The sequence below is a fragment of the Bradyrhizobium sp. CCGUVB4N genome (assembly GCF_024199945.1).
Taxonomy (GTDB): domain Bacteria; phylum Pseudomonadota; class Alphaproteobacteria; order Rhizobiales; family Xanthobacteraceae; genus Bradyrhizobium.
Genome location: NZ_JANADP010000001.1, coordinates 7,803,263 through 7,822,096 on the forward strand (window position 1 = coordinate 7,803,263; position 18,834 = coordinate 7,822,096).

Genomic DNA, 18,834 nt, shown 5'->3' on the forward strand with positions numbered 1-18,834 from the left:
GCACACGACGCCTCGCGCGGGACCGGGTGGTCCCGCCGGTGGGCCTCTCGGCCGATCCTGCTAGTTCGTCTTGGCAGCCGCGGCGCCGTTGCCGCTGGCACTGTTGCTCAGCGTTCCGGCCTGATTCATCGTGGTGCTGAAGAAATTGTCGCTGTCGCCGAGCGTGACGCGGCGCTGGCAGATCGGCAGGCAGCTATAGGACTCCCGTTCGATCCCGCGATAGACGGTGACGAGACGATCGCTTGGGCCTTCGACCTGGATCTGCCGGTCAACCAGGATCTCGCCGCCGCGGTCGAGCGCGATGAAGTTGGTGGCGCCGTATCCCTTGCCGGTCACGACGATCATCCCGCCGGGCTGCAGCGTCACGTCGGCGATCAGGGGATTCCCGACCACGATCGTTGCCACCTTGCCGGGCAGGCGCACCAGCTTGGCCTGGTCGACATTGACCGCGATGGTATCGGCGGTGGGCTCGGCAAGGCCAATGGCCGGCGAAGCCAGCACGGCAGCCGCAGCCAGGAGACAGATGCGCGCGTGGCGGCGCAGAAACTCTTTACGCATACTCTTACCCCGGGACGTCACAAACCGGCAGAATCGATCAGCAAGCGGAGCCGGCGCCCGACCCGGTTAACCTGCCTGTAATTCGTGAACGTTCCGCAAACTCGGCAAGTATTGTTTGAACGGACCGGCGTTTTTGTCGCCCCGGCGCCGGACGCACTCCTACTGGCGGAACGGGTAAGCGAGCTGGCCGCCGATCTCCTTCGGCATCGTCGCTTCATCCTTGCCGTAATCCTGCGGCAGCTCGCCCTTCGGCATGCGGAAGGTCCCGAACAGCACATCCCAGATCGGGAAGGTGCCGGCAAAATTGGTGTCGCCGCCCTCCTCGAGCGAGGTGTGGTGCCAACGGTGGAACACCGGCGTCGCCAGCACGTATCTGAAGGGGCCGAAGGTCCAGTTCAGATTGGCGTGCACGAAGGCCGAATGGAAGGTCGTGAACGGGCCGACCCAGATCATCACGTTCGGCGAAATACCGGCCATCAGCAGCACGACGTCGACGCCGATGGTGCCGAGCATCAGATTGACCGGGTGGAAGCGGGCCGCCGAGATCCAGCTGATCTCCTCGGAGGAGTGATGGATCGCATGATATTTCCAGAACCCGCCGCCGTGAAACAGCCGGTGCAGCCAGTACAGCATGAAGTCGGCCAGGACCAGGAACAGCACGCCCTGCACCCAGAGCGGCAGCTGCGCCAGCGGGCCGTGGCCGTTGTCATAGAAGGCGATCAGCTCGTCGGCGTCGTGGATGTTGAAGACGACACCAGCGGTAACGATCAGGAGCCCGATCCGCATGGTGCGGGCGAATACCGGAACGAAGAACCAGTAGCAGATGTCGGTCACGATCTCGCGCTTGCGCCACCACACCGGACCGGCATTGCACGCCCAGAAATGCTCGAGCACGGTGAAGACCACCGCGAGCATGAAGGTGACCGGGATCACCTTCTCGATGGTCTCGCCGAGCATCAAGGCGACTTGCATGGGTAGGCTCGACATCATCGCTTCTGTTCCAGTCTGCTTGATCTCCCCTTAGGCCTACTCCGCGAAATTTAAAGGAGGATGAAGTTGACGGCGCGTTCGGGGCTGGAACGAATTTAGACGGCCGCCTTAAGGCGATGTTCACTCTGGCCAAAAGCATCGCGTGAGATGCGTGTTTGACCGAACGAATTAACTCTACCGAAAGAGCTCGGCTCACATGCTCGTCGCGTCAAGACAGCGCCGATCGAGGCGACCTCACCCAGATGGAGTTTAGTTTCATGAAGAACCTGATTGCGCGTTTCGCGAAGGATGAATCCGGCGCCACCGCCATCGAATACGGTCTGATCGCCGCCGGCATCGCGCTGGCCATCATCACCGTCGTCAACAACCTCGGCACCACGCTGAACGCCAAGTTCGGCTCGATCAGCTCCTCGCTGAAGTAAGCCGACCGGCAGACGATCGCAAAAGCCCCGGACCTCCGGGGCCTTTGTTTTTTGCGGACAGTGCGAGTTCCAGTGGCGTTGCGTAAGCACAGAACGGATGCCGCGATTGCGGCGAACGAGGCGGACACGGCGCGAGGCGACGCCTCGGCCTATTGGATCTGCCTTGCGTTGCTGCTCGCCATGGTCACCCTCGCGATGCGCATCGCCAGCATGTGGTGAACCTTCCGGCGCCGGATGACCGGCCCCGAGGCCGCTGCGGTCGTTGTCGGTTTGTTTAGCACTGCCCCCTAGCATGCGCCGACGCCCCGATCCGGGCGACAGACCCAGGCCTCAAGACGCAGCCCATGATCCTCGACCTCGCGCGCCTTCTGCTGTTCCCGGCCCTGATGGCGTTCGCAGCCGCCAGCGATCTCTTCACCATGACGATCTCGAACCGCGTCTCGCTGGCGCTGGTGGCAGGTTTCTTCGTGCTCGCCTTTGCCGGTGGCATGGCACCTTACGAGATGCTCAGCCATGTCGGCGCCGGCGCGCTGCTCCTCGTCGTGGCTTTCACTTGCTTTGCGATGGGCTGGATGGGCGGCGGCGACGCCAAGGTCGCAGCTTCCGTCGCGCTCTGGTTCGGCTTCGGCCCCTTGATGGACTTCCTGCTCTACGCTTCGCTGTTCGGCGGTGCGCTGACCCTGCTTCTGCTCCAGTTCCGGCAATGGCCGTTGCCTTACGGGCTTGCCGGTCAGGCCTGGCTCGCGCGACTCCACGACAAGCAGACCGGTATTCCCTACGGCATCGCGCTCGCACTCGGCGCACTGATGGTCTACCCCGAGACCGAATGGGTGAAAGCGATCGACCTCGCTCACCTCGCACTGCGCTGAAGGTTCCGGATAAACCCGGCGTTAAGGCGATTTAGATACGCCTCATTAACCATGCTTTGACGAATAGCTGGTCAACTGCCGAATACGGCGGCGGCAGCGTCGCGGCGTTCTGTGGAAAGTGAAGCGTATGAATAGGGCACGCATAGTCGTCCTGACGGTCGCCATCTGCGCCGGCGGCGTCGCCGCGTATCTGGCGAGCGGCTCGGACTCTGCGCCGCCTCCAGCGGCTCCGGTCGCGCAGCTTCCCACCACCGACGTGCTCGTCGCCAAGAACGACATCGGCCTCGGCCAGACCGTGAAGGCGGAAGACGTGCAGTGGCAGACCTGGCCCACCGCGACCGCCAGCGCCACCTTCATCCGCCGCACCGAACGCCCCGATGGCGCGACCCAGGTCGTCGGCTCGATCGCGCGCGCTCCCTTCATCCAGGGTGAGCCGATCCGCGACCAGAAGCTGGTCAAGGCCGATGGGTCCGGCTTCATGGCTGCGATCCTCCCGACCGGCATGCGCGCCATCTCCACCGAAATCTCGCCGGAGACCGGCGCGGGCGGCTTCATCCTGCCGAACGATCGCGTCGATGTGCTGCTGACGCGCCGCCTCAAGAACCCGGACCAGAGCGCCGGCGCGCAGGACGTCATCACGTCCGAGGTCATTCTGGTCAATGTCCGCGTGCTCGCCATCGACCAGGCGCCGAAGGAGAAAGACGGCCAGAACGCGGTGATCGGCAAGACCGTGACGCTGGAGCTCAATTCCGCACAAACCCAGCTGCTGTCCTCGTCCCGACAGGCCGGAACGCTGTCGCTGGCGCTGCGCAGCATTGCCGACGTCAAGACGAGCGAGATCACGCTCGATGATTCCGCCCAGAAGCGCGATGGCGTTTCGATCATTCGTTACGGCATTCCGACCCAGGCGACGAAGGCACGATGAGGACAGTCGATATGAAATGCAGGGCAGATCTGGCGACGATGCGGACTTCGATGGTTCGCGCCCTGTCGTTCTCGGCCGCTCTCGCGCTGACGCTCAACCCCGCGCTGACGCCCGTGATCGCCGCGGACTACCGTCCCGCGGCGCCGGTTGCAGCCGACGGCCAGATGAACGCGCGCTTCCTCTCGCTCGGCATCGGCAAGTCGATCGTGATCGACCTGCCGCGCGACATCAAGGATGTGCTGGTTGCCGATCCCAAGATCGCCAACGCGGTGGTCCGCTCGTCGCAGCGCGCCTACATCATCGGCGCTTCGATCGGCCAGACCAACATCGTGTTCTTCGATTCCGCCGGCCAGCAGATTGCGGCCTATGACATCGCGGTCAAGCGCGACCTCAACGGCGTTCGTGCAGCGCTGAAGCAGATCCTGCCCAATTCCGACATCCAGATCGACGGTCTCGGCGACGGCGTCATCCTGACCGGGAGCGCGGCCAACCCGCTCGAAGCGCAGCAGGCCAACGACCTCGCGGTACGCCTTGCCGGCGGCCCCGAAAAGGTGGTGAATTCGATCGTGGTCCGCGGCCGCGACCAGGTCATGTTGAAGGTGACTGTCGCGGAAGTCGCGCGCACCGTCATCAAGCAGCTTGGCATCGATCTCACCGCGAACCTGAACTACGGCACCTCGGTGGTGACCTTTTCCAACTCCAACCCGTTCACGGCGCTTGGCAAGAATCTCGTCGACGGCAACGCTCTGACCACCAAGTTCGGCGCAGCGCCGTCGGTGCAGGCCACCCTGCGCGCGATGGAAACCGCAGGCGTGATCCGGACACTGGCCGAACCGAACCTGACCGCGATCTCCGGCGAGTCCGCGACCTTCATCGCCGGCGGTGAATTCCCAGTGCCGGCAGGCTACGCCTGCGATCCCACCACGCATGTCTGTACCACCCAGATCAGCTTCAAGAAGTTCGGCATCTCGCTCAACTTCACCCCCGTGGTGCTGACCGAGGGCAAGATCAGCCTGCACGTGATGACCGAAGTCTCGGAACTGTCGAACGAAAACGCGATCACGCTGTCGCAGGCCGTGACCTCGACCTCCGTCAACTCGCTGACGGTGCCGTCGATCAAGACCCGCCGCGCCGAAACCTCGCTGGAAATTCCCTCCGGCGGCGCGATGGCGATGGCCGGCCTGATCCAGCAGCAGACCAAGCAGGCGATCAGCGGATTGCCGGGGCTCATGCAGCTCCCGATCCTCGGCACGCTGTTCCGCAGCCGCGACTTCGTCAACAACACGACCGAGCTGGTCGTGATCGTGACGCCCTATGTCGTTCGCGCAGCCGCACCGAAGGACCTGTCGCGGCCGGATGACGGCTTCGCGGCGCCGGCGGATCCGCAGGCCGAACTGATCGGCAACATCAATCGCATCTATGGCGTGCCCGGCCGGAACGAACCGGCAAAGAACTATCGCGGCACCTACGGCTTCATCACGGACTGATGGCGGAACGGGGACATAGGATGATCACAACACGACCCCAGACCCGCTACCGCGCCGCCGGCCTCGGCGCCGCGCTCGTCGGTATCGCGCTCGCGCTCGGCGGCTGCCAGCACGACGAGGCCACCGCTTCGATCCCCGATGATTACAAGCAGCGTCATCCGATCGCGATCGAGGAACAGAACCGTTCGATCGTCGTGTTCGTCGGTCATGCCCGGGGCGGCCTGACCGCAGCCCAGCGCGCCGACGTGATGGGCCTGGCCTCGACCTGGATGCATGAGGGCACCGGCGCCATCCACATCGACGTACCGTCCGGAACGCCGAATGCGCGTCCAGTGGCGGAATCGATGCGGGAGATTCAGGCGATGCTGGCGGCGGCGGGCGTTCCCCCGCGCGGCATCATCGCACGTCCCTACCAGCCGGAAGACAAGCGCTTCCTGCCGCCGATCCGGCTCACCTATTCCAAGATCGCCGCGGTTGCGGGCCCCTGCGGCCTGTGGCCGGAGGATCTCGGCCCCTCGATGAAGAACAAGAGCTGGTTCGAGAACAAGGACTACTACAATTACGGCTGCGCCTATCAGCGCAACATCGCGGCCATGGTCGACAATCCGTCCGACCTCGAGCAGCCGCGGTCTGAAACTCCGGCCTACACGGTGCGCCGCACTGCCGCCTTCGAGAAGTACCGCAAGGGAACTCCAACGGCGGTGGCCTATCCCGAGGCCGACAAGGCCAAACTCAGCGACACCGGCAAATGATCAGCTACGCGCGCCAGACTCAAGAAGAGCAGCCAGAGGCCCCTGCGCCGGTCGAGGAGCATATTGCACCCGCGCCGCGCGTCTCGGTTCAGGCCTTCTGCGAAACCGTGGAGACTGCGGCCGCCGTGCAATCGGCCGGCGAGGACCGCCGTCTCGGCAAGGCCCATCTGAAGATCCAGATGGGTGGCATGGCGGCTGCGATCGAAGCTTATCGGTCTGCGCCGACTCCCAACGTGATCGTGCTCGAGAGCGACGCCCGCACTGATTTGCTGGCCGGGCTCGACCAGCTCGCCACCGTCTGCGACGCCGGCACCCGCGTTGTCGTGATCGGCCGCATCAACGACGTCATGCTCTATCGCGAGCTGGTGCGCCGTGGCGTCAGCGACTACGTGCTCGCGCCGGTTGGCGCGATCGACGTCGTCCGCTCGATCTGCAACCTGTTCTCGGCGCCGGAAGCCAAGGCGGTGGGCCGCATCATTGCCGTGGTCGGCGCCAAGGGCGGCGTCGGCGCCTCCACCATCTCCCACAACGTCGCCTGGGCGATCGCGCGGGATCTCGCGATGGACGCCGTGGTCGCCGATCTGGACCTCGCCTTCGGCACCGCCGGGCTCGACTACAACCAGGACCCGCCGCAGGGCATCGCGGACGCCGTGTTCTCGCCCGATCGCGTCGATACCGCCTTCATCGACCGCCTGCTGTCGAAATGCACGGATCACCTCAGCCTGCTGGCGGCGCCTGCAACGCTCGACCGGGTCTATGATTTCGGCACCGACGCCTTCGACTCGGTGTTCGACACGCTGCGTTCGACCATGCCCTGCATCGTGCTCGACATCCCGCATCAATGGTCGGGCTGGACCAAGCGCGCCTTGATCGGCGCCGACGACATCCTGATCGTGGCGGCGCCGGACCTCGCTAACCTCCGCAACACCAAAAACCTGTTCGATCTGCTGAAGGCCGCGCGTCCCAACGACCGCCCGCCGCTGTATTGCCTGAACCAGGTCGGCGTTCCCAAGCGGCCAGAGATCGCGGCGGCCGAATTCGCCAAGGCGATCGAGAGCCAGCCGGTCGTCTCGATCCCGTTCGAGCCTCAGATCTTCGGGGCGGCCGCCAACAACGGCCAGATGATCGCGGAGATCTCCGCCAACCACAAGTCGATCGAGATGTTCCTCCAGATCGCCCAGCGCCTGACCGGCCGCAGCGAGACGAAGAAACAAAAGTCGTCCCTGCTTTCACCGCTGATTGAGAAGTTGCGGGGAAAATAGGCCGCCGCATGGAGTCGTTAAGTGTTCGGTAAGCGTAGCGGAACAGACACCGACCTTCGGGCACCCAAGCCCGGCGCCGTGTCGCCAGAGCCTGCCCCGGCTCCGGCGCCGACGGTGTCACGCGCGCCGCCCCCGCCGGCCGTCGCCTCGCCGCCGCTCGCCCCCTCCCGGCCGGCGCCGGTCATGGAGACCCGCCGCTCGGACAATTATTACGAGGTCAAGGCGACCATCTTCGGCGCGCTGATCGAGGCCATCGACCTCGCCCAGCTCGCCAAGCTCGATTCCGAGTCGGCGCGCGAGGAAATCCGCGACATCGTCAACGAGATCATCGCGATCAAGAACATCGTGATGTCGATCGCCGAGCAGGAAGAGCTGCTCGACGATATCTGCAACGACGTGCTCGGCTATGGTCCGCTCGAGCCGCTCTTGGCGCGCGACGACATCGCCGACATCATGGTGAACGGCGCCGGCACGGTCTTCATCGAAGTCAGCGGCAAGATCCAGAAAACCGGCATCCGCTTCCGCGACAATCAGCAGCTCCTCAACATCTGCCAACGCATCGTCAGCCAGGTCGGCCGGCGCGTCGACGAATCCTCGCCGATCTGCGACGCGCGCCTCGCCGACGGCTCCCGCGTCAACGCCATCGTGCCACCGCTCGCCATCGACGGCCCCGCGCTCACCATTCGTAAGTTCAAGAAAGACAAGCTGACGCTGGATCAGCTGGTCAAGTTCGGCGCGATCTCGCCGGAAGGCGCGGAAATCCTCCAGATCATCGGACGTGTCCGCTGCAACGTGCTGATCTCCGGCGGTACCGGCTCGGGCAAGACCACGCTGCTCAACTGCCTGACCAACTATATCGAGCACGACGAGCGCGTCATCACCTGCGAAGACGCCGCCGAACTCCAGCTGCAGCAGCCCCACGTGGTGCGGCTCGAAACCCGGCCGCCCAACATCGAGGGCGAAGGCCAGGTCACCATGCGCGAGCTGGTGCGCAACTGTCTGCGTATGCGTCCTGAACGCATCATCGTCGGCGAAGTCCGCGGCCCGGAGGCCTTCGACCTCCTCCAGGCCATGAACACCGGCCACGACGGCTCGATGGGTACGCTGCACGCCAACAATCCCCGCGAAGCACTGTCACGCTGCGAATCCATGATCACGATGGGCGGCTTCTCGCTGCCCTCGCGCACCATTCGCGAAATGATCTGCGCCTCGATCGACGTCATCGTCCAGGCCGCGCGCCTGCGCGACGGTTCGCGCCGCATCACCCACATCACCGAGGTGATGGGCATGGAAGGCGATACCATCATCACCCAGGACATCTTCCTCTACGACCTGGTCGGCGAGGACGCCAACGGCAAGATCATCGGCAAGCACCGCTCGACCGGCATCGGCCGCCCGAAATTCTGGGAGCGCGCCCGCTACTACGGCGAAGAGAAACGCCTCGGCGCTGCGCTCGACGCCGCGGAAGTGGCACCGAACACGTGAGCAGGTCGCTACAGCCATGAACATGCAGGTCCTCGCCCTCGCCTTCCTCGCCACCGCCGCCGTCGGCGGCATCGCCTGGGTCTTTCTCTATCCGCTGCTGTCGGGCGAACGGAAGGCCGAGAGCCGCCGGGCCTCGATCGGGCGCGCCGACGCGCCCGCGGCCAAGCAGGCTGAAAAGAGCCAGCGCTCGCGCCGCGAGCAGGTCGAGACCTCGCTCAAGGACCTCGAGGCGAGGCGGGCGCAGGAAAAGAGCGTTCCGCTCCACGTCCGCATTTCACAGGCGGGGCTCGACTGGACGCCGCAGAAATTCTGGATCGCATCCGCCGTCGTGGCAGGCGTGTTTTTCTTCGGCGCGCTATTCGGTGGCGGCGGCCTGATCGGCGCGGCCGGTCTTGCCTTTGCCGGCGGCCTCGGCCTGCCGCGCTGGACGCTGGGCTTCCTGAAGAAGCGCCGCGAAAACAAGTTCCTGGCCGCGCTGCCCGACGCCGTCGACGTCATCGTCCGCGGCATCAAGGCCGGCCTGCCGCTGTTCGAATCCATCAAGGTCGTTGCGGCCGACGCACCGGAGCCGCTGCGCAGCGAATTCCTCGCCATCATCGAGACGCAGGCCATCGGCATGCCGCTCGGCGAGGCCTGCTCGCGCCTCTATGAGCGCATGCCGCTGCCGGAGGCCAATTTCTTCGGCATCGTGGTGTCGATCCAGCAGAAGTCGGGCGGCAATCTCTCCGAAGCGCTGGGCAACCTCTCCAAGGTGCTGCGCGACCGCAAGAAGATGAAGGAAAAGATCCAGGCGATGTCGATGGAAGCCAAGGCTTCGGCCGGCATCATCGGCTCGTTGCCGCCGATCGTGATGTTCCTCGTCTATCTCACGACGCCCGGCTACATCTCCCTGCTGTGGACCCATCCCACCGGCCAGCTCATGCTGGTCGGCTGCGTTGCCTGGATGTCGGTCGGCATCATGGTGATGAAGAAGATGATCAACTTCGATTTCTGACGGTGCCGTATGGTCGACTTCCTCGTTACGAAACTGCATGACCCGCACTTCATGACCATGCTGCTGGCGGCCATCGCCGCCAGTGCCACGGTGTATACGCTGGTGATGCCGCTGTTCGCCGGCGAGGGTCTCGCCAAGCGCATGAAGGCGGTGGCGAGCGAGCGCGAGCGGATCCGGCAGCGCGAGCGCGAACGCCTCAACAAGAGCGAGAAGGTCTCGCTGCGCCAGACCCCCAAGCAGCTCGTCTCCAAGGTGGTCGACGACTTCAACCTCACCAAATGGCTGGCGCAGGAAGCTGCGCGCGACAAGCTGATCATGGCGGGCTATCGCGGCCAGGCGCCTTACGTCACCTTCCTGTTCGCCCGCATGGTCGCGCCGCTCGTGCTGTTCGTCGGCTCGGTCGTCTACGTGTTCCTGATCGCCCATATGGATCGCCCGATGCCGATCAAGATCGGCATCTGCGTCGGTGCGGCCTATCTCGGCCTGCAGGCCCCGATGCTGTTCCTGAAGAACGCGATCTCCAAGCGCCAGCTCTCGATCAAGCGCGCCTTCCCCGATGCGCTCGACCTGCTGCTGATCTGCATCGAATCCGGCATGTCGGTGGAAATGGCGTTCCGCAAGGTCGCGACCGAAATCGTCGGCCAGTCGATCGCGCTGTCGGAGGAGTTCACGCTGACCACCGCCGAGCTGTCCTATTTGCAGGACCGCAAGGTGGCGTATGAAAACCTGGCGAAACGCACCGGGCTCGAAGGCGTCAAATCGGTGTGTCTGGCGCTTCAGCAGGCGGAACGCTACGGCACCCCGCTCGGCCAATCCCTGCGCGTCATGGCGCAGGAGAACCGCGACATGCGCATGAACGAAGCCGAGAAGAAGGCCGCCGCGCTGCCGCCGAAGCTGACGGTGCCGATGATCCTGTTCTTCCTGCCGGTGCTGTTCGTCGTCATTCTCGGACCGACCGGCATCAAGATCTCCGAGCTGCACTGACGCAGCGGGACAAAACCGCGAAACAACCCCATGCACAGTAGCCGGCCAAGGCCGGCCGGATGCCATGTGGATCGCTGCAAAGCTCCGAAGTATCTGACGAAATTCTCCTGATCGCGCCGAGGGCGGCGGATCAGTCGGGCTGGCTGAGCGAGGCGACCGGCGTCCGCTTCGGCGCGCCGCGCGAACCATCATTGCGGTTCAGCATTTCCTTGAGATAGGCGACATTGGCCGCCGCCTGGTCCGGCGGCAGGTCCGCCTTCACGATGGTCTCCGCTTCCGCGAAGCGTCCCTGCAGGCCGACCACCAGCGCGAGATTCTGCCGCACCCGGGCGCTCGCATGCGGCGAGGCGTAGGCCTGCCGCAGCGCTTCCTCGGCTTTCGGCAGCTCCTTCGTGAGCATGTAGGACAGGCCGAGATTGGAGAGCACGCCGGGATCGCCGGGCGCAATCTTGAGCGCACTCGCATAATAGCTGCGCGCCTCTTCGTGACGGCCCATCTGGTCGAGCGCCGTGCCCTGCACCGAGAGCAGGCGCCAGTCCGGATTGTCGGGCGAATGCGCCTTCGACAGCACGTCGAAGGCCTGCTGGAAATTACCGGTGTCGGCGAGCGCGCGGCCATATTGGGCAAGCAGCGGCTTGTTGCCGGGATTGGCGATGGTCGCCTGTTCGAGCACGGCGGCGGCCTGGGCACGCTGCCCGTTGGCGCGCAGGGCCTGGCCGTAGGCCAGCGCCGCGTCGGGATCCTTGGGGTTGGCGCGATAGCGCTCGCTATAGGCCTCCATGGCGCGCGCCGGATCGGCCGGGGCGGCCTCCGCCTTCGGGCCGATCGAGCCGGTCACATCCGAGAGCTTTGACATTGCCGTGCAGCCGCCGAGGCTCGCGGCCGCGAGCGCAATCAGCGAGGCGGAGGCAAGAAGCCGGGCAGGACGGAACCATTGACGCATGACGCTTTGACTCTCGAGCCGATTGATCGAGCTGAACGCGTCAGCAATAGACTGTTAACCCTAATGGCCGGTTAACGAGGAAGGTCCCCGCCTTGTGGCGGCATCTCGCCGCTCAGGCCCAGATCGAGGCCGAGCAGCTTCACCTGGTCGTTCAGGTCGCGCAGCAATTGCAGTCGCTGCTGCGTCCTCGGCGCGATGTCGGCAGCCTCGCGCGGCAGCGTCGGCCACTGCCGCGCGAGGTCGTCGCGATTGACCAGGCGGTCGGCGCGGAGCTCGTCGAGCGCGGCGCGCTCGATGCCGAGCGTGTCGGCGCATTGTCCGATCAACTGATGGAGCAGCCGCTTCACGTCTGCCAGCGCCGCGAGGTCGGACCTCTGGGCCGACTTCGCGAACCTGCCGGAGAGATCTGCCCAGGCATGGGAGGTGACGAGATAGGTGTAGAGGATGTCCGCCCAATCCTGTCCACCGTCGTCGTAGAAGGCGCGACGCGACAGCAGCCGATGGGCCAGCGCCAGGACCTGGTCCCGCTTCAGCGATGCGCATGAGGCGATCTCGATCACGGACTGGACAGCGGGATCGCGCGACAGATCTCGCCCCACCGGAAGCCTGACGACGCCATCCGGCAGATTCGAGTCGAGCGGCCTGAAGGCGCCATCATTGCGTGGCCGCGAATAGCGGGCGATTGCGAAGCAGTACTCGGGCCGCGCGGCGTCGGAGGCCGCGCCAAAATGGATGATGTTGAAGCCGGCGTCGTCGCCGCCCTGCCCGGTGGAGGACGGGCAGGAGAGCAGATAGATCGTGCGCCAGAAATCCTCAGCCCCGCTCAAGGGCGCACGCGGGTCGGGGATCGAATAGCGGGTGAGCCCCTCGACATGCCGGTGCCCGTGCAGCACCAGATTGACGTTGAGCGAGGTGGCGGCTTCGAGAAAGGTCGCGGGGGCGGCCAGATACATCAGCGGCTCATCGGGGACGCCGAGAAACCGCTTGCCCTCGCCGGTCGCCTGCGGCAGCGGATGATGATGCAACGCCAGCACGCGCACCAGATTTTCCATGGGCTCGGAATAATCCGCGCGTCCGGCCGAGCCCATGCTGCCCGCGAGCTCGACGCTCAGCCGGGCCGATTGCGCCACCAACGCGTGATAGGCCCGCTCATCGAAGTTGCCGCTGGCAAGCGTCGTCAGGCTTGCCCTGTTGGAATCGAGCAGCACCAGATCGAGACCGGCCTGGCGGTAATAGACGCTCTTCGAGGTGCGCGGCAGGTGCAGATAGTCGTAGGCATCGTGCCGGCCGCCGCGCTGACTGGGACGCTTGACGTCGTGATTGCCGGCGACCGCCTGGATGTCGGTGAACAGGCCGGTCTGCCGGAAGGACGCGATGACCGCGAGCGCTTCGTCGAGCGCGCGCGGCGTCGGGTCGTTCACGATATCGCCTGTGATCAGCAGGATGCGATCGGGCACATCCGAGAAATCCGCCATCCGCTCGCGCAACGCTTCGGCAAGGGCCTCGATCGTCGCAAGCAGCCGGCCGGACCCGTCCAGATGCAGGTCGGAAATCTGCACAATGACAAACGATCTATCCATGTTGCGCCGCTCCTTGCGAATGCTGCGTCGCCCAAACGATTGAGAGGATTGCCGTCGACGAAGAGTGCAGCCAGGTATCAACCCGGATCGGCATCAACCCGGATTCAAGCGGCGCTGCTGCGCTCGATACGTGCAGTCGCGCGCGACACAATCTAAAAATATCGAGCAATAATGCCACAACCGCGGCGCTAGTAAAGCCCTGCGGCACTGCGCTCGTGAACGGCAGTTCTCAAACGAGATACGCGCGCAATCAGCCGATTGTTTCGCTGGCACGATCAATATTCAATGGCGAGACGCTTGCGGATTTCGTCGATGCGCTTGTCGAGCGCATCGAACCGCGCATGAATCGAACGGTCATGGAGATAGAAGACGTAGCCGCCGGCGAGGAACGCGAAGACCCAGTGGTGATGCTCGACATAGCCAAAGACAGCCTCGACGGCCTGGCCGATGAATGTGATCACGCCCCACACAAATTCCATTGCACGTCCTCCCGGCACGCTTCGTCTTCGGTCACCGGCGTTCTCTGCGCAACCTGGCAACCGCCGCCGGAACCTAGCATGGCTGCTGCTCTGCGAGTAGCGGCTCACTGAGCGGTGACAGCAAAGCCGATTGCAGCCACCGCAAAACTCTGCGAAGTCTCCTCCACCCGAATGACCTTGCGGACCCGCCAATGCCTTCCGTCTTCGAGACGTCCACGACTGCCACCCCGATCACCTTCGTCACCAAATCGAGCTGGGATGCCGTGCGCGAAACGCTGCCGCCGGCGCAACGCCAGTTCGCCACCGCGAGCGCCTTTGCCGCCAAACCGGGCGGCTATCTCGCGCTGCCCGCGCCCGACGGAACGATCGCGCAAGTGCTGTTCGGGCTCGAGGACGACGGTGCCAGATCGCGCGATCGGTTCCGGCCGGGCGCATTGCCGGGCCTGCTGCCGCCGGGCACCTATCGCTTTGCCAATGCACCGCACGATACGCGGCTGGCGGCGCTCGCCTTCGCACTTGGCTGCTACCGCTTCGCCCGTTACCGCAAGGCGGACCGCCCCGACGTCCGACTGGTGCCGCCCGACGGCGTCGACCCCGCCGAGATCAACCGCATGGCGGATGCCGCGATGCTGGCGCGCGATCTCATAAACGCGCCATCCAACGACATGGGGCCGGAGGAGCTGGCCGCGGCCGCGCAAGAGCTCGCCGCTGAGTTCGGCGCAAGCTACGCCTGCACCATCGGCGAGGAGCTGGAGACAAGCTTCCCGCTGATCCATGCGGTCGGCATGGCCTCCAGCCGTGCGCCGCGGCTGATCGACATCGGCTGGGGGGATTCCGGCCATCCCAAGGTGACGCTGATCGGCAAAGGCGTCTGCTTCGATACCGGCGGGCTCGATCTGAAGCCGTCGAGCGGCATGCTGATCATGAAGAAGGACATGGGCGGCGCCGCCAACGTGCTGGCGCTGGCGCGCATGGTGATGGATGCGAAGCTGAAGGTGCGGCTGCGCGTGCTGATTCCGGCCGTCGAGAACGCGGTCTCCGGCAATGCCTTCCGCCCGCTCGACATCTTCACCTCCCGCAAGGGCATCACCGTCGAGATCGGCAATACCGACGCGGAAGGCCGGCTGGTGCTTGCCGACGCGCTGGCGCTGGCCGACGAGGAGAAGCCTGAGCTGCTGATCGATCTGGGCACCCTGACCGGTGCAGCGCGGGTCGCGCTGGGACCGGATTTACCGCCCTTTTACACCAATGATGAGACGCTGGCCGCCGACGTCGCGCGCTGCGCGGCGAAGGAGAACGATCCGTTGTGGCGCATGCCGCTGTGGCCGCCTTACGATGCCTGGCTGGACTCCAAGACCGCCACCATCACCAACGCACCGTCCGGCGGCTTTGCCGGCTCGATCACCTGCGCGCTGTTCCTGCAACGTTTCGTCGAGCAAGCCCAAAGCTGGCTTCACGTGGATATTTATGGCTGGACGCCGTCGGCCAAGCCGGCGCGCCCCGAGGGCGGCGAATGCCAGGCCGCCCGCGCCATCTACAAGGTGCTGAGCGAGCGCTATGCATGATCCGCGATTGACACCGGCGCGCGGCGACCTCGCAGCGAAATACCTCGAAGGCAAGGTGAAGGCCGATCGCTTCGTCGCGGGCGACGAATTCGAGGTGGTCGCCCCCATCGCGCCGGTGCGCGAGCAAGCCTCCTCGAACGCGATGCTGATGACGGAGGCGCTGCGCGGCGAGCGGGTCACGGTCTACGACCGCAACGGCGAAGGCTGGGCCTGGGGCCAGCTCGGTGGCGACGGCTATGTCGGCTGGCTGCCGGACGCTGCCCTGATGAAGCCAGCGGCCGATCCGACGCACAAGGTCAGCGCGCTACGGACGCTCGCCTTTCCCGGTCCCTCGATCAAGCTGCCGCCGGTCGACACGCTGGTGCTGGGATCAAGGCTCACGATCGCGCGCGAGGACGGAAATTTTGCCGTCACACGCGAGGGGACATTCCTGCCAAAAACCCATCTCGCGCCGCTCGACCATCGCGAACAGGACTTCGTTGCGGTCGCCGAGCGCTTCGTCGGCACGCCCTATCTCTGGGGCGGCAAGAGCAGTTTGGGCATCGACTGCTCCGGCCTCGTCCAGGTCTCGCTGACATCAGCCGGCACCGGCTGCCCGCGCGACAGCGACATGCAGCAGGCCGGGCTCGGCCGCACACTGGAGCCGCACGAGCGGAACAGTTTGCTGCGCGGCGATCTGATTTTCTGGAAGGGCCATGTCGCCATCGTCCGCGGTGCCGACACGATGGTTCACGCCAATGCGCATCACATGGCTACGGTGATCGAGCCAATCGCACTGGCGATCGCACGGATCAAGGCAGCCGGCAGCGAAGTCGTCGCGATCAAGCGGCTGTAGCCGCGCCAAAAAAAGCTGCCGTTCCGTACCCGGTGCAAGCGATAGATTGATCTATCTCAAGCTCCGTCCGAAATGCGGACCCAGCTTACCTTCACAAACCGGAGATGCGTCCGGGAGATCGGAAGGTTGGCATGTATCGGCATATTCTCATTCCGACAGATGGCTCCGAGCTGGCACAGCGCGGGGTTGCGCATGGATTGGCGTTGGCCAAATCCGAGGGCGCGAAGGTATCTCTCATCTATGTCGTGGAACCGTTGCTTGCCATCACCGGCGATTATGCGAGCGTGCTGGATCACGCGGAAATAGCGGCCCGGGAGGCCGGCGTATCCTGCGAGACAATTCAGGTGGAGCACGGTCAGCCTGACCAAGCCATCGTCGCAGCGGCCGATGCCAAGGGCTGCGATCTCATCGTCATGTCGTGGCATGGCCGCAGCGGTCTTTCGACGCTTCTCATCGGCAGCGTGACAAACAAGGTGCTGACCTACGCGAAAATCCCCGTGCTGGTCTGCCGGTGAACATGAAGCTCGTAGGATGGGCAGAGCGCAGCGAAACCCATCGTTCCAACGGCGCGACCGCAAAGCGATGGGTTTCACTGCGCTCTACCCATCCTACAGGACTTTGACGTCCGTCTTGAGCACTCGCCACGCAACCAGCACAAGAACAAGAACCCCACACGAAATTGCGGCCGCTGCTATGAAGCCGGGGTAGTCGCGCACCAAAAGGTACAAAGAAGCGCCGACCAACCAGATGACCCCGTAGATAACCCACAGGATCATCTCGCCAATAAAGTAAGCTCCCAGAGGCCCAACGACGTCGTCCAACATATCCAGCTCAGAGACGAAATCCGCGAGCTTCATAAGAAGTACGTCAGATCGCGCCAATCGGCGTTCAATGGGAGACAACACAAGCGTGTTATATTTCTCCGCGCCTCCGGTATCGCAGGATGGGCAGAGCACAGCGACATCCATCAGTCGCTCCACCCATCTCACCGCCCGTTCCTCAGAACAGACGCATATGCGGATTTTTCAACAGACCACCGCCGCCCAAAAGCGGCGGGTTCTCGACGCGCAGCGGCGGGGGCGGTTCGTAGACGCTACCGGGGCCTCCCCTCGATGCCGAACCACCGACGACTCCGTCGAGTTCGACTGCGGATAGCTCGCGCTTCACCTCCGCGTCGATCGCAATAAACCTCATCCCTGTACTCCTGTCGCGGTCGCGAGACTGCCCCGCGACTACTTGCACAGGATGCCACGGTGATCGCACCATTGCCGTGATCGCGATCACGCTGGGATCAGCTCGTAGGATGGGTAGAGCGAAGCGAAACCCATCAATCTAACGGCTCGGCCGCAAAGCGATGGGTTTCGCTGCGCTCTACCCATCCTACAGGTACTGAAGCCGCCGTAGCCCATGTTTGCTTTGGGCCAACAGGCGACATGGCGGACGGATCATCAGGTACGTGGCCCGACTGCCCCGAACGCCACACGCCGAGAATCGCCCCAATTGCTCAATTTCTCCGAATTTGGTTGAACGAACCGTTAGGGAGGCGAGGCTAGTGGTGACATCAGTACATACCCTTGGAACGAACGATGAGATGGCTCAGGTGGCAGTTCACGCGCAGTGACGTCTTCGTCGTCCTTTTTGCCGTAGCTCTGATATGTGTCTGCGCTGTCATTCTTGTTCGATATCCGTCCGTTCATCAGGCATCTGGCTTCGGCCCGGATTGGGATTGCAAGAGTGTCCCCAACAGTGAGCCAGTTTGCATGAAGAAGACCAGCCATTAGCTTGACGACCGCTCGCTTTGCCGCCGAGCCGTTAGAATGATGGGTTTCGCTTCGCTCCGCCCATCCTACCGGTATTGCTAATCGGCGGACGGTACGACAGGTCAGCAATGGGCCGGAAGGCGGAAGTCGTCCTTAGATGCTGCCGGCAAGATGAAGCAAAAGGACGTACAGCCCAAGCCCCGTCGAAAACCAGAGGATGAAATACAAGATCAGCTTAAAAAGGTCGCTGTCGCTGCGACGATAGTAGGAACGATCCGGGTTGGCTATCTGCCTTTCTTCGCGAATTAACTTGCCAGCCTCCCGTACGAGGGCCAACGCTCCAATCATGATCCAGAGCTGCAACAAGATGAACATATGGCCATGCGTTATAGTGCGCATGTCAATCATTCACGCGGCCGAAAGATAAACTTTGATTGAACAGCCGAAAATGATCGCTCGTCGGATGGTTTAAACCCTTGCGAAGCCATCATCCTTGCGCCGATCAGGCAGGCCGGCAATGAAGTCGCCGCGATCAAGCGGCTCCATCTGTATCTCTTGAGATGGGCGGAGCTCTACGAGAGCCATCGTCAGCTCCACCCATCCCACTTTCCGTTTCCTTAGAACAGGCGTAGCTGCGGATTTTTCAGCAGACCACCGCCACCCAATTGGGGCGGGTTCTCGACACGCACCGGCAGATGCGGTTCGTTGATCCAGCCGGGATGGCCAAATACGCTGCCGCCGGCGACCTGCTCGAGTTCGCCTGCCGATAGCTCACGCTTCACCTGCGCTTCGACTCCAGTCAATGTCATCTCAGTCCTCCTGTCGCTGCCGCGAGACTGCCCCGCGACTACCCACACAGGATGCGGCAAAGATCGCACCATTGCCGTGATTGCGATCACGCTGGGATCAGGTCGCCACTCCAGCCGACGAGCCGCGAAAGACTC

General features: G+C 64.0%; 22 protein-coding genes. 13 read left to right on the forward strand and 9 right to left on the reverse strand.

The features are described from left to right. Positions 1–60: 60 nt before the first annotated feature. Positions 61–558, reverse strand: a complete 498-nt coding sequence (locus tag NLM31_RS36305) for a pilus assembly protein N-terminal domain-containing protein (protein ID WP_254134039.1) — start codon at positions 556–558, stop codon at positions 61–63. 159 nt (positions 559–717) lie between these two features. Continuing rightward, positions 718–1,545 carry a sterol desaturase family protein gene (locus NLM31_RS36310; RefSeq protein ID WP_254135531.1) on the reverse strand — a complete coding sequence of 276 codons (828 nt, stop codon included), beginning with the start codon at positions 1,543–1,545 and terminating at the stop codon, positions 718–720. A 260-nt stretch (positions 1,546–1,805) separates the two neighbouring features. Here NLM31_RS36310 and NLM31_RS36315 point away from each other — a divergent pair, with 260 nt between their 5' ends. The 10 genes from NLM31_RS36315 (at position 1,806) to NLM31_RS36360 (ending at position 10,728) form a co-directional block, all read left to right on the forward strand. Beyond that, positions 1,806–1,970 carry a Flp family type IVb pilin gene (locus NLM31_RS36315; protein ID WP_008131913.1) on the forward strand — a complete coding sequence of 55 codons (165 nt, stop codon included), beginning with the start codon at positions 1,806–1,808 and terminating at the stop codon, positions 1,968–1,970. Between the two features lie 78 nt (positions 1,971–2,048). Then, the gene (locus NLM31_RS36320; protein WP_254135578.1) at positions 2,049–2,189 is read left to right on the forward strand and encodes a hypothetical protein; all 141 of its coding nucleotides are present in this window, start codon (positions 2,049–2,051) and stop codon (positions 2,187–2,189) included. A gap of 125 nt (positions 2,190–2,314) precedes the next feature. After that, positions 2,315–2,839 carry a prepilin peptidase gene (locus NLM31_RS36325; RefSeq protein WP_148776824.1) on the forward strand — a complete coding sequence of 175 codons (525 nt, stop codon included), beginning with the start codon at positions 2,315–2,317 and terminating at the stop codon, positions 2,837–2,839. A 127-nt stretch (positions 2,840–2,966) separates the two neighbouring features. Further along, positions 2,967–3,764, forward strand: a complete 798-nt coding sequence (gene cpaB / locus NLM31_RS36330) for a Flp pilus assembly protein CpaB (RefSeq protein ID WP_254195336.1) — start codon at positions 2,967–2,969, stop codon at positions 3,762–3,764. 11 nt (positions 3,765–3,775) lie between these two features. Continuing rightward, a complete protein-coding gene (locus NLM31_RS36335) occupies positions 3,776–5,251 on the forward strand; it encodes a type II and III secretion system protein family protein (protein ID WP_254134041.1) in 1,476 nt (491 codons plus the stop codon). Between the two features lie 20 nt (positions 5,252–5,271). After that, entirely contained in the window at positions 5,272–6,003 is a 732-nt protein-coding gene (locus NLM31_RS36340) for a CpaD family pilus assembly protein (protein WP_254134042.1), read from the forward strand. Then, positions 6,000–7,265, forward strand: coding sequence for an AAA family ATPase (locus NLM31_RS36345; RefSeq protein WP_254134043.1), 1,266 nt, complete (start codon positions 6,000–6,002; stop codon positions 7,263–7,265). The genes NLM31_RS36340 and NLM31_RS36345 overlap by 4 nt, the downstream gene beginning before the upstream one ends. Before the next feature lie 21 nt (positions 7,266–7,286). After that, on the forward strand, positions 7,287–8,750 hold the full coding sequence (locus NLM31_RS36350; protein ID WP_254195337.1) for a CpaF family protein: 1,464 nt from the start codon (positions 7,287–7,289) through the stop codon (positions 8,748–8,750). 16 nt (positions 8,751–8,766) lie between these two features. Continuing rightward, entirely contained in the window at positions 8,767–9,744 is a 978-nt protein-coding gene (locus tag NLM31_RS36355; protein WP_254195338.1) for a type II secretion system F family protein, read from the forward strand. Positions 9,745–9,753: 9 nt separating this feature from the next. Next, positions 9,754–10,728, forward strand: coding sequence for a type II secretion system F family protein (locus tag NLM31_RS36360; protein WP_254134046.1), 975 nt, complete (start codon positions 9,754–9,756; stop codon positions 10,726–10,728). Positions 10,729–10,858: 130 nt separating this feature from the next. Here the strand turns inward: NLM31_RS36360 and NLM31_RS36365 are convergent, their stop codons facing one another. The 3 genes from NLM31_RS36365 to NLM31_RS36375 form a co-directional block, all read right to left on the reverse strand. Beyond that, on the reverse strand, positions 10,859–11,671 hold the full coding sequence (locus NLM31_RS36365; protein WP_254195339.1) for a tetratricopeptide repeat protein: 813 nt from the start codon (positions 11,669–11,671) through the stop codon (positions 10,859–10,861). A 71-nt stretch (positions 11,672–11,742) separates the two neighbouring features. Further along, positions 11,743–13,251: a metallophosphoesterase gene (locus tag NLM31_RS36370; protein ID WP_254195340.1), complete on the reverse strand. Its 1,509-nt coding sequence runs from the start codon at positions 13,249–13,251 to the stop codon at positions 11,743–11,745. Between the two features lie 275 nt (positions 13,252–13,526). Further along, complete coding sequence (locus NLM31_RS36375) at positions 13,527–13,730, reverse strand: hypothetical protein (RefSeq protein WP_254134049.1); 204 nt, start codon at positions 13,728–13,730, stop codon at positions 13,527–13,529. 191 nt (positions 13,731–13,921) lie between these two features. Between NLM31_RS36375 and NLM31_RS36380 the strand changes: the two genes are divergently transcribed. The 3 genes from NLM31_RS36380 to NLM31_RS36390 all read left to right on the forward strand — a co-directional run bounded on the left by NLM31_RS36380 (position 13,922) and on the right by NLM31_RS36390 (position 16,645). Then, complete coding sequence (locus tag NLM31_RS36380; RefSeq protein ID WP_254195341.1) at positions 13,922–15,295, forward strand: M17 family metallopeptidase; 1,374 nt, start codon at positions 13,922–13,924, stop codon at positions 15,293–15,295. Continuing rightward, positions 15,288–16,130: a C40 family peptidase gene (locus NLM31_RS36385; RefSeq protein WP_254134051.1), complete on the forward strand. Its 843-nt coding sequence runs from the start codon at positions 15,288–15,290 to the stop codon at positions 16,128–16,130. The genes NLM31_RS36380 and NLM31_RS36385 overlap by 8 nt, the downstream gene beginning before the upstream one ends. 131 nt (positions 16,131–16,261) lie before the next feature. After that, positions 16,262–16,645 (forward strand): universal stress protein, encoded by a 384-nt coding sequence (locus tag NLM31_RS36390; protein ID WP_254134052.1) that lies wholly within the window; start codon positions 16,262–16,264, stop codon positions 16,643–16,645. A gap of 93 nt (positions 16,646–16,738) precedes the next feature. Here the strand turns inward: NLM31_RS36390 and NLM31_RS36395 are convergent, their stop codons facing one another. The 4 genes from NLM31_RS36395 to NLM31_RS36410 form a co-directional block, all read right to left on the reverse strand. Further along, a complete protein-coding gene (locus NLM31_RS36395) occupies positions 16,739–17,098 on the reverse strand; it encodes a hypothetical protein (protein WP_254195342.1) in 360 nt (119 codons plus the stop codon). A gap of 31 nt (positions 17,099–17,129) precedes the next feature. After that, positions 17,130–17,324 (reverse strand): hypothetical protein, encoded by a 195-nt coding sequence (locus tag NLM31_RS36400; RefSeq protein WP_254195343.1) that lies wholly within the window; start codon positions 17,322–17,324, stop codon positions 17,130–17,132. 719 nt (positions 17,325–18,043) lie between these two features. Then, complete coding sequence (locus tag NLM31_RS36405) at positions 18,044–18,298, reverse strand: hypothetical protein (RefSeq protein ID WP_254195344.1); 255 nt, start codon at positions 18,296–18,298, stop codon at positions 18,044–18,046. Positions 18,299–18,507: 209 nt separating this feature from the next. After that, on the reverse strand, positions 18,508–18,699 hold the full coding sequence (locus NLM31_RS36410; RefSeq protein WP_254134056.1) for a hypothetical protein: 192 nt from the start codon (positions 18,697–18,699) through the stop codon (positions 18,508–18,510). Positions 18,700–18,834 lie beyond the last annotated feature (135 nt).

Coding starts and splice junctions, on each gene's coding strand:
- NLM31_RS36355 (WP_254195338.1), top strand. CDS start 8,767: ATGAACATGCAGGTCCTCGCCCTCGCCTTCCTCGCCACCGCCGCCGTC.
- NLM31_RS36405 (WP_254195344.1), bottom strand. CDS start 18,298: ATGATTGACATGCGCACTATAACGCATGGCCATATGTTCATCTTGTTG.
- NLM31_RS36325 (WP_148776824.1), top strand. CDS start 2,315: ATGATCCTCGACCTCGCGCGCCTTCTGCTGTTCCCGGCCCTGATGGCG.
- NLM31_RS36385 (WP_254134051.1), top strand. CDS start 15,288: ATGCATGATCCGCGATTGACACCGGCGCGCGGCGACCTCGCAGCGAAA.
- cpaB (WP_254195336.1), top strand. CDS start 2,967: ATGAATAGGGCACGCATAGTCGTCCTGACGGTCGCCATCTGCGCCGGC.
- NLM31_RS36370 (WP_254195340.1), bottom strand. CDS start 13,251: ATGGATAGATCGTTTGTCATTGTGCAGATTTCCGACCTGCATCTGGAC.
- NLM31_RS36315 (WP_008131913.1), top strand. CDS start 1,806: ATGAAGAACCTGATTGCGCGTTTCGCGAAGGATGAATCCGGCGCCACC.
- NLM31_RS36380 (WP_254195341.1), top strand. CDS start 13,922: ATGCCTTCCGTCTTCGAGACGTCCACGACTGCCACCCCGATCACCTTC.
- NLM31_RS36305 (WP_254134039.1), bottom strand. CDS start 558: ATGCGTAAAGAGTTTCTGCGCCGCCACGCGCGCATCTGTCTCCTGGCT.
- NLM31_RS36365 (WP_254195339.1), bottom strand. CDS start 11,671: ATGCGTCAATGGTTCCGTCCTGCCCGGCTTCTTGCCTCCGCCTCGCTG.
- NLM31_RS36360 (WP_254134046.1), top strand. CDS start 9,754: ATGGTCGACTTCCTCGTTACGAAACTGCATGACCCGCACTTCATGACC.
- NLM31_RS36340 (WP_254134042.1), top strand. CDS start 5,272: ATGATCACAACACGACCCCAGACCCGCTACCGCGCCGCCGGCCTCGGC.
- NLM31_RS36375 (WP_254134049.1), bottom strand. CDS start 13,730: ATGGAATTTGTGTGGGGCGTGATCACATTCATCGGCCAGGCCGTCGAG.
- NLM31_RS36335 (WP_254134041.1), top strand. CDS start 3,776: ATGAAATGCAGGGCAGATCTGGCGACGATGCGGACTTCGATGGTTCGC.
- NLM31_RS36345 (WP_254134043.1), top strand. CDS start 6,000: ATGATCAGCTACGCGCGCCAGACTCAAGAAGAGCAGCCAGAGGCCCCT.
- NLM31_RS36410 (WP_254134056.1), bottom strand. CDS start 18,699: ATGACATTGACTGGAGTCGAAGCGCAGGTGAAGCGTGAGCTATCGGCA.
- NLM31_RS36400 (WP_254195343.1), bottom strand. CDS start 17,324: ATGAGGTTTATTGCGATCGACGCGGAGGTGAAGCGCGAGCTATCCGCA.
- NLM31_RS36390 (WP_254134052.1), top strand. CDS start 16,262: ATGTATCGGCATATTCTCATTCCGACAGATGGCTCCGAGCTGGCACAG.
- NLM31_RS36395 (WP_254195342.1), bottom strand. CDS start 17,098: ATGGATGTCGCTGTGCTCTGCCCATCCTGCGATACCGGAGGCGCGGAG.
- NLM31_RS36310 (WP_254135531.1), bottom strand. CDS start 1,545: ATGTCGAGCCTACCCATGCAAGTCGCCTTGATGCTCGGCGAGACCATC.